Below are 16169 nucleotides of genomic sequence, written 5' to 3' on the forward strand. Positions count from 1 at the left end.
AATAATTACGGAGACCTTCATGGATTCATTAGTCGATTTCTACAATACGCATCAGACGTTGCTTGTAGACATTGCCAAAAACACCTTGCTGACGATTTTTATCGTCGTGGTGGCGTCGATTGCCTCGAAAATTGTGCGTAAAGCCGTGTTCAAAGGCGTGATGAAAGTCGGCAGCAGCGATGAAATCGTCGCACGTTTGCTGTCGAAAGTGGCGGCGTACTCGGTGTATTTGTTGGCCTTGGTGATCATTCTTGACTTGTTTGGGGTGAATACGGCCAGCTTAGTCGCTTTGGTCGGTGCGGCGGGCTTAGCGATTGGTTTGGCATTGAAAGATACGCTCAGCAACATTGCCGCGGGTATCATGATTTTGTTCCTCAAACCGATCAAAAAAGGCGAGTTTGTTGAGTTTGCGGGGTACACCGGTAGCGTGAGAGATATCGGCCTGTTTACCTCGGTCTTCGAAACGTCCGATGGCTTGTACATCTCCAGCCCGAACCGCACGGTGTGGGGCGCGACCATCAAGAACTTCAGCCGCAATAATCGCCGTCGTATGGAAGTGACCGTGGGCATTTCGTACAACGATTCGGTGGACGTCGGTTTGGAAGTGTTGAAAGCATTGGCGCTCAGCCATGAGGCGATCATGCGCGATCCGCAGCCGCAAGTGATGGTGCAGATGCTGGCTGATAGCTCGGTGAATCTGCAGCTGCGTGCGTGGTGTCCGAGTGACAAGTACTGGGAAACGTACTGGAGCATTCAGCGTCAGTTGAAAGGCAAGATTGAAGAGGCGGGCCTGTCAATTCCATTCCCGCAACGCGATTTGCACATCACCATGTCTCAGCAAGAGCAAATTTCGGTGTCTCAAGCTATCCAAAAATAAAGCGCGCTGGCGGTTTCGTCACGCAGCTTGATTTCGAACGACACTATTTATCAGCCCCGCATTGACGGGGCTTTTTTGTGTCAGTTTCATCGTGGGTGATGAGCTGGCGGGCAGCGAGCTAATGGGGTATGAGCTGGTATCAGCCCGGCTGGGTTAGCAGCCTTCTTCCCACATCACGTCACACGCCTCTTTGGCCGCCGCAGTTAGCAATGCAATCAGCGGAATTGCGCGATTTGCAATGCTGACCGGAACCTCGGCCACGGTTTCATCATCGTCTTCTTCAACCTGTGGTTGTGCTTTTTTCTTTTCCGCCTCAATCGCGGTGGTTAATAACGCCAGTGCATGCGGCACATCTTTGGCAACAACGGCACCGGGCACCGTGCCGCTGTGTCCCATCATGTTCAATAGGCGTACAGCAATGTCGCCAAACATGGTGACGTTGGCGGACGCTTTACAGCGAAAGGTCACTAACATACGAATTCTCTCTTGTAATGCAGGCTCGCATGCCGTGTGGGTTAGCGAGCTAAGTCACGAATACATTGACTGTACTCCGATGGCGGGCAATATGCCACGTCGTAGTCAGTAAGTCGCAACCAGTCAGTTGTGGTCATTGACGCGGCCATGTAACTCAAATCGCCTTCATGTCGCCCATGGTTGTATGGAAAAGTCGCGCTTTGGAAGCTGAATCACCGTATGGGATTGGATGATTAGCGCCTTATCACGGCAATATGCATCACGCGTCGCTACAATCCTCTCGTCAACGCCGCCTCGTTTCAGTCGCGCGGATGACGTTGCGCCGATCGGTTCTCCATTGATCGGCCATCAGGAAAATATGCCAAGTAGGAGCAGACAATGAATCAACATGAAAAACTCAATTACGTTGAATTTGCGGCGCGCGATTTAGCGGCCACCAAGGCATTTTTCAGCGGCGCATTTGGCTGGACATTTGTCGATTACGGGGAAGGGTACACCGCATTTTCCGGGCAAGGATTGGATGGTGGCTTTTTTGCCGCGCCAATGTGCAGCCAAACCGAAACCGGCGGCGCGTTGTTAGTGTTTTACAGCAGCGAGATTGAAGCGACGCAGGCGAAAGTGACGCAACACGGCGGTGAGATTGTGCGACCCATTTTTGAGTTTCCGGGCGGCTGCCGTTTTCACTTTAAAGAGCCCAGCGGCAATGAGTTCGCCGTGTGGTCGGAAGGGCGCTAGAACGACGTCTGAATCAGATGGAAAAGCGGGTCGAAAATCGCCTGTTTTTCCTTTGCCGACAGTGAGATCGCTTGTGTCGCAACGCCTCAAAAATCCATCATCAAATGCAATCTTCACCACAAAAATCTTTTGCTTTTAAGTGCCACATTTTTTATTGCGCTCGTGAAACGATGACCTTACTATCGCCTCGCTTCTTGATGATAGCCAATCCGAGTACATCACAGCAGGTCTTGTGGCAAGGCGATAGAGCAACTATCCAAGAGTGACTTTGACAGCGCGTTTGCGCTTTTATTGACGCTCCACTTTTCATCTCCAGCGAATGAAATCACGCCAATGAAAAGTGCACACTATATTTGGAGGTTTGCCATGGCTGCTGCTCGTTCAGTTCTGAATTTTCAATCTTTCACTTCTCAAGCACTGTCTGCTGATGACGTTCATTTGATCGAATCATCCGTTGAACAGTTTGGCGCGCCTTTGTTGCTGCTCGATTGCGACATCGTTCGCCAGCAATACCGTGCGTTGAGCGCAGCGCTGCCAAACGTGACACTGCACTTTGCTTTGAAACCGCTGCCACACCCAGTGGTGGTCAGAACGTTGCTGCAAGAAGGCGCAAGCTTTGACTTGGCAACCACTGGCGAAGTGGAATTGGTGGCACAAGAAGGTGTTCCAGCAGAGCGCACGATTCATACTCACCCAATCAAACGCGATGCCGATATTCGTGACGCGCTGGCGTACGGTTGCAACGTGTTTGTGGTGGACAACCTGAATGAATTGGCGAAGTTCAAAGCCTACCGCGATGAGGTTGAATTGTTGGTTCGCTTGAGTTTCCGTAACTCTGAAGCGTTTGCTGATCTGTCGAAAAAATTCGGCTGCTCACCTGAGCAAGCGGTGAACATCATCGAAATGGCAAAAGAGTGGAATATCCGTATCAAAGGGTTGTCATTCCACGTGGGCTCTCAAACCACCAATCCACAGAAATACGTGGAAGCGATTCGCACCTGCAAAGGCGTGATGGAAGAGGTGGTGGCGCGTGGCTTGCCTGCGTTGAGCACACTCGACATCGGTGGCGGTTTCCCAGTGAACTACACTAAACAAGTGATGCCAATTGATCAGTTCTGCCTGCCTATCAACGAAGCGTTGGCGGAATTGCCAGAAACCGTACAAGTGATTGCTGAACCGGGCCGCTTTATTGTGGCGCAGTGCATGATGAGTGTGGCGTCGGTGATGGGCCAAGCTGAGCGTGACGGCCAAATGTGGTACTACTTGGATGATGGCGTGTACGGTTCATTCAGCGGTTTGATCTTTGATGACGCGCAATACCCATTGGTGACGTTGAAACAAGAAGGCGAACGCGTCCCGAGTGTTCTGGCGGGCCCGACGTGTGACAGCATTGACGTGATTGCAGAAGACATTCTGCTGCCAAAACTGGACAACGGTGATTTGATTGTTGGCCGCATGATGGGCGCGTATACCAGCGCAACAGCGACCGACTTCAACTTCTTCAAACGTGCGCAGACAGTGGTGTTCAATGAGTTGGCTGAAAACAGCGAACGTATGATTGGTTAATACCACCGAATCGGTGCACACGAAATCGCGAAAAAACGCTCACTTCGGTGGGCGTTTTTTATGCGCGCGAAACACGCCACCGCAGCATCGCTCGCGCCGTTTGGGTGCACATTGGCGCGGATTTCACGTATGCTTGTCACCATACTTTCCTGAAAATCAGAACCTGCCGTGAAATTACTCATTATCGAAGACTCCGAAACCCTGCGCCGCAGCTTAATTGTTGGCTTGAATCACCTTGGATTTGCGACGGACGATACCGGCGATGGGCAGGAAGCTCTCAGCATGGCGCTCAACAATACATATGATGTGATCATTCTTGATTTGATGCTGCCTGGCCTGAGTGGGTTGGAAATTCTGAAGGCGCTGCGAAAACATAAAAAGCAGACACGTGTGCTGATTCTGTCGGCCAAAACCGAGACGCAAGACCGGGTCGAAGGCTTGTTGCAAGGGGCGGATGATTACCTCACCAAACCGTTTTCGTTTGAAGAGCTGCACGCGCGTATCTTAACCATTATGCGCCGCGGGAGTTTGGAACAGGTCGATCAAACTTTGACGGTGGACGAATACAGCTTGAATCTGGTCGACAAGACCTTTCATTTTGAGCAGCAGACGGTCGACTTGACCCCCAATGAATTCAAAATATTGCAGTGTTTATTTGCCGCGCCCAATCGTGTGATGAGCGTCGAGCAGATCAGCGAAGCCGTGGTGGGGCACTTTGATTATGTGGCGAAAAATACCATCGAAGCGCACCTGTCTGCGATTCGTAAAAAAGTGCGTGACGCGGGCGGCACACTGCCGGTGAAGAATAAGCGCGGATTTGGTTATGTGGCGCAAAAATAGCGGCCACAGTAGGAGGAAGACGATGAAATCTTGGGTGCGTTCATTGTGTAAAGACAACCAGTTTGCGTCCATGGAACGCAACCTGATTAACTCCGTGACCTTTGTGTTCGGGGCATTCTTGTTTGTGGTGTTTTTGTCGGTCGACCTTGGGCTGGATGGGTGGGTTGAAGAGCAGTTTGATCAAGCGATGCTCAACAAAGCAAACTACCTGAAGTCGCAGATTCGAGCGACGGATCACCACGTGGAATTTCTGGCAGATGAAGGGTTTATGCCAGAGTACGACATCCATGAAGATGCGCATTTCTTTCAGGTGTGGCGTGGTGATACGGTGCTTAAACGCTCGAAATCGCTCGAAGCCTATCCGGGCGTGGATTTGATTAAGCCGGATGTCAAACTGGGCCGTGACCGCATTATTGATACCGTGATGCCCAACGGTAAGTTTGGCCGAGCGACGTTATCTCACTTTGTGCCCGAGAGTGACGATCATGAAATTTTGCCGGTCACGCTCACCATTTATGAGTCGTCTGGCGGCTTGGAACGCTTGGTGTGGGTGGTTGATGGCCTGCTGGTGGGCAGTTTTATTTTGGCGATGATGATCATTCGTTATGTCACCAAAACCATTATTCGCCGAGGCTTGGAGCCGCTGGAAAAGCTCAACCAAGATTTGAAAACGTTGCACAGCAGTGAACATTTGGCGGAAGAGTTGGCCATTCCTGAGCGCACTGTGGAAGAGATTGAGCCGATTCGCAAAGAGCTGAACCGCTACATCCGCAGCAATCGTACCTTGATCAACAATGAGAAGCGCATTACCGCCGACATTGCGCATGAATTAAAAACGCCGCTGGCGGAGATGATTACCCTCAGCGAAGTCTATATTCGTTATCCGCAAGATGAGCGCATTAGCAAAACCTATCAACATGACATGCTGGCGATTGCCAAACGCATGAAAGCGATTGTGGAAAATTTGCTGCTGCTGCAAAAAACGTCGTCATTATCGATCAATACCGAGCAACAGGCGTTGTCGATTCGAGGGGTGTTTGGTCAAGTGAAGCATGACTTGACGTTCAAATACCCGCAAATTGATGCACGTCTATCGGTGCATTGTGACGGCGAGGAGTGTTTCGTCGCCGACCGGTTTAGCATCGAAACCATTTTGAAGAACTTGCTCGATAACGCGATGTTTTACAGCCCGCAAGAGAGCGTTGTGGCGGTTGGGTGGACTGAGTCGCCGTCGGCGTTTCAACTCACCATCAGCAATGCGTTGTTGCACCCGATCACGCAAGAGCAGCTGGCGAAACTCACGTTACCTCTGTTTCAGATTGATGCCTCGCGGACCAGCGATGAGCGGTTTGGGCTCGGTCTTTCGATCATCAGCAACATCTGTAAGCAACACGGTTACACGTTGGCGTTTCACCAGCCTCAGCCGCTGGAATTAACGGTCAGTGTTACCCTTCCTAAGGGACAAGGCGAAACACCTCACGCCGCCTGATAGCGCGAGAAACTATCCATCTAAAGCCAGCGATATGCTGGCTTTTTTGTGCCTTAAATCAGGCTCTCAGTTGATGTGTTCAGAAGCTTAACTGCTTGTGACATTCATTGATGCTGGACATGGCGTGTTCTTGCTGCACGCAAGGCATGTATTTCAATCCTGTGCGCATGAGCAGGTTATTATTTTTCGCGATGGGGCACGCCGTTGGGTTGTATTTAGGTATTATTTCTGGGTTGCTCTTTGGTTTTAAATATGTTGCAAATATCATTCTAATAATTGTTATTTTGGATATATTTAAAAAATGATTTTGTTGAAAGTATAATTAAATGGTGACAACTTTATGACACAAACAGGATTGCCATCCTTCAAGCTTATTTAATGTAAGTAATTGATCCAATTTGTCTTGGTATGTTTTGAAAGGGATGCATTGCGTTGAGGTTTTATTTTAAGGTGGTTCAGTAAAACGGACTATTAATAAAGCTAAATACTTATTTAATCATTCAATGGGTCAGACTGAAACATCGAAAGTTTGTTTAATAGGTTTTTTCTATTGAAATAATCGTTACAAATAATGTGAACATTTGTTACTTCGCGACTAGACTCACTTTCGTAGACATTAATTCACACTATATTTTGCTAAGCAACTCATCGTATTAGCAAATTTGGATCAACGAATTCATTCAACTCGAACCAAAAATAGGTAAAGGGACATTTTATGGCAAATCATGATAGTAGCGCTTCAGGCAAATGCCCAGTGATGCATGGCGGCATGACTTCCGCGGGTACCTCCAACATGGATTGGTGGCCGAACGCACTGAACCTCGACATCCTGCACCAACATGACACCAAGACCAATCCCTACGGTGCCGACTTCAATTACCGTGAAGCGCTGAAGACGCTCGACGTTGACGCACTGAAAAAAGACCTGAAAGCACTGATGACCGACAGCCAAGAATGGTGGCCAGCAGACTGGGGTCACTACGGCGGTCTGATGATTCGTATGGCGTGGCACTCTGCAGGTAGCTACCGTACCACTGACGGTCGCGGGGGCGGCGCAACGGGTAACCAGCGTTTCGCACCACTCAACTCTTGGCCAGATAACGCCAACCTCGACAAAGCGCGTCGTCTGCTTTGGCCACTTAAGAAAAAATACGGTAACAAAATTAGCTGGGCGGATTTGATCCTGCTGGCCGGTAACATGGCGTATGAATCCATGGGCCTGAAAACCTTCGGTTTCGGCTTTGGCCGCGAAGATATTTGGCACCCAGAGAAAGACACGTACTGGGGTTCTGAAAAAGAGTGGTTGGCACCAAGTGGCAGCGCAGGCACACGTTACTCCGGTGAACGTGACTTGGAAAACCCGCTTGCAGCCGTGATGATGGGCTTGATTTACGTGAACCCAGAAGGTGTGGATGGCAACCCAGATCCACTGAAAACGGCACACGATATGCGCGTGACGTTCGCTCGTATGGCGATGAATGATGAAGAAACGGTTGCACTGACTGCTGGTGGCCACACGGTGGGTAAAACGCACGGTAACGGCAACGCGGCAGAGCTTGGTCCTGATCCAGAAGGCGCAGACGTTGAAGAGCAAGGCCTAGGTTGGATTAACCACAAATCACGTGGCATTGGTCGTAATACCGTGACCAGTGGCTTGGAAGGTGCGTGGACCACGCATCCAACACAGTGGGATAACGGTTTCTTCAAGATGCTGCTTGAGCACGAATGGGCACTGACCAAGAGCCCAGCAGGCGCATGGCAGTGGGAACCGGTCGATATCGCAGAAGAAGACAAACCGGTTGACGTTGAAGACGGTAAAACCCGTTACAACCCAATGATGACTGATGCGGATATGGCGCTGAAAGTGGATCCTGAATACCGCAAGATCTCCGAGCGTTTCTACAAAGACCAAGCTTACTTCGAAGAAGTCTTCGCCCGTGCATGGTTCAAACTGACTCACCGTGACTTAGGTCCGAAAGCACGTTACGTGGGCCCAGATGTGCCAGCTGAAGATTTGATTTGGCAAGATCCAATTCCTGCGGGTCGCAGTGATTACGATGTGGATGCAGTGAAAGCGGCAATCGCAGCCAGCGGCCTGAGCATCAGTGAGATGGTGTCAACGGCATGGGACAGCGCGCGGACATTCCGTGGTTCTGACAATCGTGGTGGTGCAAACGGTGCTCGTATTCGTTTGGCGCCGCAAAAAGATTGGGAAGGGAACGAGCCTGCGAAACTTGCGAAAGTGCTTGCTGTGCTTGAGAAGATTGCCGCTGACGCGGGCATCAGCGTCGCCGACACTATTGTACTGGCTGGTAACGTCGGTGTTGAACAAGCCATTCAAGCGGCTGGTTTCAACGTGGCAGTTCCATTTAGCGCAGGTCGCGGTGATGCAACGGCAGCGATGACGGATGTAGAGTCGTTCGAGGTGCTGGAACCTCTGGCTGACGGCTTCCGCAACTGGCAGAAAAAAGACTACGTGGTGAAGCCGGAAGAGATGATGCTGGATCGCGCTCAACTGATGGGCCTGACTGCACCTGAAATGACGGTATTGGTGGGTGGTTTGCGTGTCCTTGGTACCAACTATGGCGACAGTGCACACGGCGTCTTTACCGACCGCGTTGGCGCGCTGACTAATGATTTCTTCGTTAACCTGACGGACATGGCGTACAGCTGGAAGCCAACGGGTCGCAACAAGTACGATATTGTTGACCGCCACAGCGGTGCGACCAAGTGGACAGCCACTCGTGTTGACTTGGTGTTCGGTTCGAACTCCATCCTGCGCTCATACGCGGAAGTGTACGCACAGGACGACAACCAAGAGAAGTTTGTGAAAGACTTCGTGGCTGCTTGGACCAAAGTGATGAACGCAGACCGTTTTGACCTTATCTAAGTCCATAGGATGATATGACCCAATCCCTCGGCTAGCCCGGGGGATTTTTTTATTGAGCCGATGCGATAGGAGTGGTCATCAGGTGAGGGCACGTTTGGCGGCGTTTTTTCTCCATCCATTTAAAATCAAAGCCCGCATAAAGCGGGCTTTGTGTTTTATGGCCAAGGATACGACCCTGTGGCGATGCCTTGCTCATTGAAGCGCTTGACGATTTCTCGGCGATATTTCACCACATCTTCCAGCGGCGCAGCGCGAATCTGCGCAATCTCTTCAGCAGAGTACGGTTTGGCATTGGCTTTATCGCCCCATTTGTCATTGAGGTAATTCATCAATACCGCAAGGTCGTGATTGTTGAGTCCGGAAGCAATCACGCCAGGGACGTTCATTAAATAGACTCGGCCTTGTTCATCATCCATAAATGCACCGAGGTAGCCGGGCAGTGGCGGGATGCCTCCAGGTTCGGAGCCAGAGCCATCCATGTCATGGCAGCCGGAACATTTGAGGATGTAGTTCTGTTGAGGCGTATTAGGCGCGGCATACGCCGCTCCGTTCAACAGGGCGAAGGTTAGGAAAACGCTTCGTACCCAACGACGGTCAAGCGTAGTCTTCATTCCTTAATCTCCGTCACGCAGTTGATGCAGATCCTGATGCGAGAGTGGATTCTCTTTGTATTGGTCGATCAGGGTGGCATTCGGACCGCCAGTCAGGTGGTTGATGTCATTCAGCACGTAGTGTGTGATGTCGACGAGATCCGCAGTATCGAGAAAACTTTGTGGAGGCATAGCAAATCCTTGATAGCTGTTGCCTAAAGACTCAACCTTGCCGCTCATTCCACCGGTGACGACGCCCGCGATGTATTGATCGCGTTTGTCGCCCAAACGATTCCAGAGTTCCGGATTTTCCAGTGGCGGAGCGAGGCCGATGATGCCTTTGGCGTCCATTCCATGGCAGCCAGAACAGTTGGTGACAAACTTATCCTGACCCGATTCGGCACTCACCGAATAGTGAGTGCCAAGCGCCATACATGCAAATAACAGAGAAGCGGCGCGTTTATTCATTCGCCAACCCCACCAGTGCGGCCACGGTGCAGTGATAGCCTTTGTTGGTGTTGGCCATGCACCAGTTGATGTCATTGTGCAGACCCATGCGATACCCCGGGCGCTCTCGTTCGCTATTTAGACACGCCACCGAACTGTTCACCGTGGCTTTACCACAGCAGTCGTTGTACGAGACCAGATAGTTTTTGTTGTCGTTCGGGTTGAGACAGGTGCCTACCCACGCCACTTTGGACGCTTCAGAACCCGGAGGACAGGTGGTTTCGCTCCCCCCGGATGAGGAACACAAGTTGCCATCAAGCGCACAATGGCGCCAGTAGTCACAACTGTTCACGTCATCGCCGGGGCCTTCGGCTGCAAACACTTTGCCCGCTGAGCGGTCGAAGGGCAGCAATGGCATCATGCCGGTCCCGACGATAAATACACCCGCTTTGGCGAGGAAGTTACGGCGGCCAATTTGGCGTGCGGAATGACGGACGGTTTTCTCTGAGAGCCTGTCCATGGCATTCAATAACATGTCGCTGAATTTTTTCATTGTCACTGTCTCCTGCTTAGTGATTAACCGTCATGGTCTGTTTTTGTGAAAAATCTTGTAGTGATTCAAAGCCGCTCTCTTTGGCGTTGAACAGGCTTTCCAACTGTTCTCGGCTGTTGATCAGGCCTTTTGACACGATCTGTCCTTGTTCATCCATGAGAACAGAGAAGGGCAGTTTGGCGACGCGATACGCCACACCCAACTCTTGGGAGAGCACGTATGGAATCGCATCCAATTTGTGTTGGGCAATCAGTGCGCGTTGCGCCGCTTCATCGCCATCACTGGCCAGCACCACATTGAGCCAGCGCGTTTCGGCTTTTTGTAGGCTGTTGATGAGGGGTAGCAGCACTTTACAAATCGGGCAGGAGGGCGAGACAAACAGCACCAGCGTACTTTTTGCCTGTGCGCCGCCCAAGGTGATTTCGCCTTGGTTGAGCGACATAAGTGTCATGGGTTTGGGCGTTTCACCCAGTTGCGGCCCGTTGTTGTTGATCATGGCCCCGACCGGTGAAATTCGCTCAAACAGAATCCCAACTTGGCGAGAGAGCGCGATAAACGCGATAAACAGCAGTGCGACAAGTACAGCGAGAAAGCCGACTGCAAACAGTAATACAGTATTCATTAGACGTCCTTTTCCTGATCGTGTTGAGCAATCTTCAGAATCAAATCATGGTTGTGCATCAGTTGTTCCAGCAGGTAATACCCAAACCAGAGCAACATGCCGCCGCCAATCGCCAAGGCCAGACTCAAGCTGGTGATCGGTTGATTGGCCGTCAACAACATCGAACCGGCCAGCACAATGAGGGTGGTGTTGCGCATCAATGTCCGGCGCGACACCACAATCGGTGTGCCGCCGCAGCCGCAGTCGATTTCTCGTTGACCACTTCTAAGCTGAAGGCTCATGGCGAGCGTATAACCGACGAGCAGCAGTAACATCAACCCTTCGCCTAGGGCATTGGTTGCCGGCGTTATGCTTAGGGCGACGGCCGCGATTTCACACACCAACAGCAGTACGGCAAGCGGGTAAGCGCGTGGCTCAAAGTGGCGTGAATACTGGCTGATGTACCCCGAGAAACGACGCAAATCCGATCCTTTGTGCAGTGCGGCCTGAATAAACACCAACACGAAGAAGGTCATGAGGGTCAGGTGATATTGGGTTATCCAGGATGTGCTCATCTCAGTAATCCACCATCAGCATTTGTGTGAAACTGCCCATCTCTTCGACTTCATCGACTTTGCTGCCTTCAAACGTGCTGCCGTTGAAGGTGTATTTGACCACGGTGCCGAAATCGGTCAGTGCAAATACGTCTGGCGCTTGGGTTTGAGAGACTGCCAACGAAATCGGCTCTTCCGCTTCAATACGCGTCACCACTTGGTGTGTGTCCATGTTGACGCCCCAAATCTCTTGCGCGCCGTCTTTGTGGCTGCCTTCTTTACCGTTAGGATGCATGGCCACGAACATCAATTTGTTGGGTTGGTTGTAGCCCATCACTTCGTAGCCGCCAGGTAGCCAGCCGCCGTCGATGTCTTTGGTAAAGCTGAACTTATCTTCAAGTTTCACTGTGTTGCCGCTGTCGCTGAGCACGTACATGTTGCCTTTGAACGAGGTGAACATCAGCTTGCCGCCGTCGCGCTGTGCGGTGATGAATAGCGCATCGTCATCGGTATCGAAAATCTTTTCACTTTTATGCGCGGTGTAGTTCTTGCCATCTTTGGCAATGACGTACGTGGAAAAAGTGCCGTCGCCACAAGCGGCGCTGAACTTGTTGTCCTCTTGCGAGGCGTAGATCCCCCAGCAACCCGGTGTCGGAATTTCTAGGAGTTCTTTCCCACTGGCGATATCAACGATAGACACTGAAGCCGCGGGCGTTGCGTTTTGGACAAAGGCGTATTTGTCGCTGGCTGAGGTTTGGAATGAGTTCACGTATGCGGCGGATTGCGCCATTTTCGGAGAGGAGGTGAGCTCTTTTTCCAAACTCAGCGAGTTGACCGTGAATTTTTGCACCACTGCGTCGATATCGCCCCATACGATTCGTTTGGGATAGACCGACGCGGTATAGAGCGATTTTTTGTCCTTTGACAGGCCAAACTGGGCAATCAAACCGGTGGAGATGTTCCCTTTGACGCCAAAATTGTCGGCGCCGAGCACGGTGATGGTGCTGGAGCCCGCCCAGCTTTGATCGATCACAAAAACGTTCGGTCCCGGTTTAATTTCTTTCTCGACGGAAACGTGTTCGGGTTTAAATTGTGTGGCTGCGTTTGTGGTTGGAAGGAAGATTAAGCCGCTGATAAATAACGCGCCTAGTACTGTTTTTCTCATTGAATGATCCTTTTCGTTGTAAGAAATCATCATTCAAATCGCAAGCTTTATGCCATATTTATCAGCAGATACTAATTTTGTGTGTGCTCTCAAGGTCACACCTTGTTACATCTGGTCTGGCACGTGAACAGAGCTGTCATTAAAGTGTCATGGAAAGCGAAAGTCGGGGACTGGCTGCACAAAAATGTTTGTTTTCAATGCACTATTTTGGAGTTACTGCACTAAAAATGCGCTTGATTGCACATGCGGTTACATGCATTCGTGAAAGAAAAAAGGCTTCCCTTGGGGAAGCCTTTTGAAAAATGATTACAGCACTTTACAAGCGAAACCTTTGAGGTAAAACCCTTCTGGGTATGCCGTGTCTGTCGGGTGATCGGCTGCTTGTTCAAAACGTTCCACGAATTTCACATCGCGTCCCGCGTCCAGCGCTGCATCGGCAATGATTTTCTGGAACAACACTTGATCCATCAAACCTGAACATGAATAGGTCAGCAGCGTGCCACCGGGATTGAGGATTTGCATCGCCAGCATGTTGATGTCTTTGTAGCCTCGGCATGCACCATTAAGCTGCGCTTTCGACTCTGCGAACTTGGGTGGATCCATGATCACCACATCAAACTTGGTGCCTTGGTCGCGGTATTCACGCAGCAGTTTGAATACGTCTGCATTGAGAAACACGGCGCGTTTTTTCGAAATATCGAATTCGTTCAGTTCTGCGTTGAACTTCGCAGTATCCAGCGCGGGTTGTGAGACATCTGCGTTGATGACTCGTTTTGCGCCGCCTTTGAGGGCGTACAGACCAAAACCGCCGGTGTATGAGAAGCAGTTCAATACGTCTTTATCTTTCACGTATTTCATCGACTGGAAACGGCTGTCGCGTTGGTCGAGGTAGAAACCGGTTTTGTGGCCGCCCACGATATCGACACTGATTTTTACGCCATTTTCTTCAATCACGACCGATTTTGGTGGCGCTTCGCCATGCAGAACGCCAACGCGCTCTTCCAACCCTTCTTTTTTACGGACGGCAACATCAGAGCGTTCGTAGATGCTGCATGTTGGGAAACATTGTTTCAGCGCTTCAACCAGCACGTCTTTTTGGCATTCAGCACCTGCGCTCAGCAATTGACACACCAGAAAATCTTGGTATTTGTCGATCGTAATGCCCGGCAGGCCGTCAGATTCTGCGGCGATCAAGCGGTAACCCGTTAGCCCGTCACGTACAATCAGATCGTCACGGAGTAGTTGTGCTTGTTGAATACGTTTCACGAAGAACGCGGTGTCGATGGCTTCTTTTTCAAAGCTCCATACTCGCGCGCGAATTTGAGAGTGTGGTGAGTATGCCGCTTTCGCAAGCCATTGGCCATCGTGGGTATATACATCAACGGTGTCACCTAAGTTGGGTTCGCCTTCGATTTTGCCGATACCACGAGAAAACACCCAAGGATGTTTGCGGCGTAAAGATTTCTCACGACCTTTGACCAGATAGATTGCAGGAGTCATTGCGTTACTCAAATGATTAATAGAAATGGGCGGGTATTTTCATGGAACTCAGCCAGAAAAGCAAACGCCGCGGGAAAATAGTCTTGGTCTTGCGCTCACAGTGCTTGATGTGAAAATTGTCTATCCTTGGTAAAGGTGATTTAGGGTCAAGGCGAGCAAGTGGTGCGCATATGTTTAGGAAACTCAGGAAATGGTTGTTGTCGAATCACCATGAGGCTTCAACATCGGAACAGGAAGGGAATGAGATGTCGATCAAATGCGATAAGTTTATTGTGTCGGGCGTGGTGCAAGGGGTGGGGTTTCGCTATCACACGGCGCATCAGGGATTAACGCTGAGCTTAACGGGGTATGCAAAAAACTTGTCTAGCGGCGATGTGGAAGTAATTGCATGCGGGGAACCCGACCAAGTCGACGCGCTGCATGAATGGCTCAAAGAGGGGCCAAGAACGGCATCGGTCAATCACGTGGAACGTTTGGAATGTATCACCAACAAGCATTATCGCGGGTTTGAAATCCTGTAAGCTGGGCGCTTACAGGATGACGAGCAAAGCGTTATAGGCACTTGGCCGGTTTAGGCAGGCCTGCCAGCTTGGTGGCTTGTTTCGCTGGGCCTTTCGGGAACAGTTTAAACAGGTATTTGCTGTTGCCTTTTTCTGGACCGTGCTCTTTTTCCATGGCTTTCACAAGCATGCGAATCGCCGGTGACGTTTTAAATTCTTCGTAGAAGTTACGCACGAAAAGCACCACTTCCAAGTGAGCATCCGTTAGAGTCAGGCCTTCTTCCTTGGCAAGTATGTCAATCATTCCTTCTTCCCACAAGGTGTAGTCCAACAAGTAGCCTTGTGCGTCGGTTTCAATCGATTTGCCGTTGTATTCAAACATCTTTATTGTCCAATCGTCAGTTTGCGCTAAGGGTAGCGAAGCTCTGGCGTTTGCTCAAGGAGTATTGCGTGTGTCGCAATAACGAAAAAGCCCGAAAGCGAGGCTTTCGGGCTTAGAATCGTCACCTGAAGCGAGCGAATTAATCGTCGCGCATCACGCCGAGAATGCTCAGCAGGCTGATGAACAGGTTGTAGATAGACACGTACAGTGTGATGGTTGCCGAGATGTAGTTGGTTTCACCACCGCGAACAATTTGCTGAGTAGTCAGCAAGATTGCACCAGTTGAGAACAGCACGAACATACCGCTCATTGCCAAGTACAGCATTGGCATTTGCAGGAAGATGTTCGCCACCATACCGATCAGCAGAACCACAAAGCCTGCCATCAGCAGACCGCCCAGGAATGACAGGTCACGTTTTGTGGTCAGCGCGTATGCGGATGCACCCATGAACGCCAGAGCCGTACCGCCAAGCGCGGTTAGTACCACATCGCCCATCCCTGCACCGATGTACATGTTGAGGATTGGACCAATGGTGTAACCCAAGAAACCGGTAAACAGGAACGTAAAGACAAGGCCCATGCTGTTGTTACGGTTCTTTTCAGTCAAAAATAGCAGACCGTAGAAACCCACCAGCATGATGATCAGGCCCGGACGAGGAAGGTTCATCGCCATCGAGATACCAGCCACAACCGCAGACCAAAGCAGTGTCATTGAAAGCAGTGCATACGTGTTACGCAGCACTTTGTTTGTTTGTAGAGCACTGTCATAAGACGAGGTGCGTGAATACATAGGACTGTTCATACTCTTCCTCATAGAAAGGTGTTGATAGTTATATGGACATTTATGAGGCCAAAAGTTCCTTATTTCAAGCCTCTTCCAGTACCAATTACTGGAAATAATAATCAAAAAATGGTCGCTCATGTGTGAGCAAGTTGTAACACAATATTTCCGTTTTGGTGAATGCTAACACACTAATTGTATGAATATTCTAAGCTTTTTGAAGTT

17 protein-coding genes are annotated in these 16169 nt (G+C 50.4%); 7 read left to right on the forward strand and 10 right to left on the reverse strand.

Annotation, left to right across the window (positions count from 1 at the left end):
- Positions 1-19: 19 nt before the first annotated feature.
- Positions 20-877, forward strand: a complete 858-nt coding sequence (locus ACF8PK_RS09065) for a mechanosensitive ion channel family protein (RefSeq protein ID WP_143679050.1) — start codon at positions 20-22, stop codon at positions 875-877.
- Between the two features lie 153 nt (positions 878-1030).
- Here ACF8PK_RS09065 and ACF8PK_RS09070 read toward each other — a convergent pair whose 3' ends face one another.
- Entirely contained in the window at positions 1031-1351 is a 321-nt protein-coding gene (locus ACF8PK_RS09070; RefSeq protein WP_014205164.1) for a DUF1840 domain-containing protein, read from the reverse strand.
- Positions 1352-1729: 378 nt separating this feature from the next.
- Here ACF8PK_RS09070 and ACF8PK_RS09075 point away from each other — a divergent pair, with 378 nt between their 5' ends.
- The 5 genes from ACF8PK_RS09075 (at position 1730) to katG (ending at position 8871) form a co-directional block, all read left to right on the forward strand.
- Complete coding sequence (locus ACF8PK_RS09075; RefSeq protein ID WP_143679049.1) at positions 1730-2086, forward strand: VOC family protein; 357 nt, start codon at positions 1730-1732, stop codon at positions 2084-2086.
- 366 nt (positions 2087-2452) lie between these two features.
- Entirely contained in the window at positions 2453-3652 is a 1200-nt protein-coding gene (locus ACF8PK_RS09080) for a type III PLP-dependent enzyme (RefSeq protein WP_004726097.1), read from the forward strand.
- Positions 3653-3820: 168 nt separating this feature from the next.
- Positions 3821-4492 carry a response regulator transcription factor gene (locus ACF8PK_RS09085; RefSeq protein ID WP_004726096.1) on the forward strand — a complete coding sequence of 224 codons (672 nt, stop codon included), beginning with the start codon at positions 3821-3823 and terminating at the stop codon, positions 4490-4492.
- Positions 4493-4514: 22 nt separating this feature from the next.
- Positions 4515-5981: a sensor histidine kinase gene (locus tag ACF8PK_RS09090; RefSeq protein ID WP_392440874.1), complete on the forward strand. Its 1467-nt coding sequence runs from the start codon at positions 4515-4517 to the stop codon at positions 5979-5981.
- A 715-nt stretch (positions 5982-6696) separates the two neighbouring features.
- Positions 6697-8871: a catalase/peroxidase HPI gene (gene katG / locus ACF8PK_RS09095; RefSeq protein ID WP_143679046.1), complete on the forward strand. Its 2175-nt coding sequence runs from the start codon at positions 6697-6699 to the stop codon at positions 8869-8871.
- A gap of 155 nt (positions 8872-9026) precedes the next feature.
- On the opposite strand, the gene ACF8PK_RS09100 is transcribed toward katG, so the two are convergent.
- The 7 genes from ACF8PK_RS09100 to ACF8PK_RS09130 all read right to left on the reverse strand — a co-directional run bounded on the left by ACF8PK_RS09100 (position 9027) and on the right by ACF8PK_RS09130 (position 14281).
- On the reverse strand, positions 9027-9482 hold the full coding sequence (locus tag ACF8PK_RS09100) for a hypothetical protein (RefSeq protein ID WP_238529573.1): 456 nt from the start codon (positions 9480-9482) through the stop codon (positions 9027-9029).
- A 3-nt stretch (positions 9483-9485) separates the two neighbouring features.
- Positions 9486-9929, reverse strand: a complete 444-nt coding sequence (locus ACF8PK_RS09105; protein ID WP_392440878.1) for a c-type cytochrome — start codon at positions 9927-9929, stop codon at positions 9486-9488.
- The gene (locus ACF8PK_RS09110; RefSeq protein ID WP_004726090.1) at positions 9922-10461 is read right to left on the reverse strand and encodes a methylamine dehydrogenase light chain; all 540 of its coding nucleotides are present in this window, start codon (positions 10459-10461) and stop codon (positions 9922-9924) included. Before ACF8PK_RS09110 ends, ACF8PK_RS09105 begins: the two co-directional genes overlap by 8 nt.
- A 16-nt stretch (positions 10462-10477) precedes the next feature.
- Positions 10478-11083 (reverse strand): redoxin domain-containing protein, encoded by a 606-nt coding sequence (locus ACF8PK_RS09115; RefSeq protein WP_014205159.1) that lies wholly within the window; start codon positions 11081-11083, stop codon positions 10478-10480.
- Entirely contained in the window at positions 11083-11637 is a 555-nt protein-coding gene (locus tag ACF8PK_RS09120; RefSeq protein WP_392440882.1) for a MauE/DoxX family redox-associated membrane protein, read from the reverse strand. Before ACF8PK_RS09120 ends, ACF8PK_RS09115 begins: the two co-directional genes overlap by 1 nt.
- Before the next feature lies 1 nt (position 11638).
- Positions 11639-12781: an amine dehydrogenase large subunit gene (locus tag ACF8PK_RS09125; protein WP_154181116.1), complete on the reverse strand. Its 1143-nt coding sequence runs from the start codon at positions 12779-12781 to the stop codon at positions 11639-11641.
- 306 nt (positions 12782-13087) lie between these two features.
- Positions 13088-14281: a class I SAM-dependent methyltransferase gene (locus tag ACF8PK_RS09130; protein ID WP_004726086.1), complete on the reverse strand. Its 1194-nt coding sequence runs from the start codon at positions 14279-14281 to the stop codon at positions 13088-13090.
- Positions 14282-14526: 245 nt separating this feature from the next.
- Here ACF8PK_RS09130 and yccX point away from each other — a divergent pair, with 245 nt between their 5' ends.
- Positions 14527-14802, forward strand: coding sequence for an acylphosphatase (yccX, locus tag ACF8PK_RS09135; RefSeq protein WP_014205155.1), 276 nt, complete (start codon positions 14527-14529; stop codon positions 14800-14802).
- A gap of 31 nt (positions 14803-14833) precedes the next feature.
- On the opposite strand, the gene ACF8PK_RS09140 is transcribed toward yccX, so the two are convergent.
- Both ACF8PK_RS09140 and ACF8PK_RS09145 read right to left on the reverse strand, forming a co-directional pair.
- On the reverse strand, positions 14834-15163 hold the full coding sequence (locus ACF8PK_RS09140; RefSeq protein ID WP_206982089.1) for a TusE/DsrC/DsvC family sulfur relay protein: 330 nt from the start codon (positions 15161-15163) through the stop codon (positions 14834-14836).
- A gap of 139 nt (positions 15164-15302) precedes the next feature.
- Complete coding sequence (locus tag ACF8PK_RS09145; RefSeq protein ID WP_004726083.1) at positions 15303-15965, reverse strand: Bax inhibitor-1/YccA family protein; 663 nt, start codon at positions 15963-15965, stop codon at positions 15303-15305.
- Between the last annotated feature and the right edge of the window lie 204 nt (positions 15966-16169).

The sequence above is a fragment of the Vibrio sp. CJQ_6 genome, assembly GCF_043106745.1.
Taxonomy (GTDB): Bacteria; Pseudomonadota; Gammaproteobacteria; order Enterobacterales; family Vibrionaceae; genus Vibrio; species Vibrio furnissii.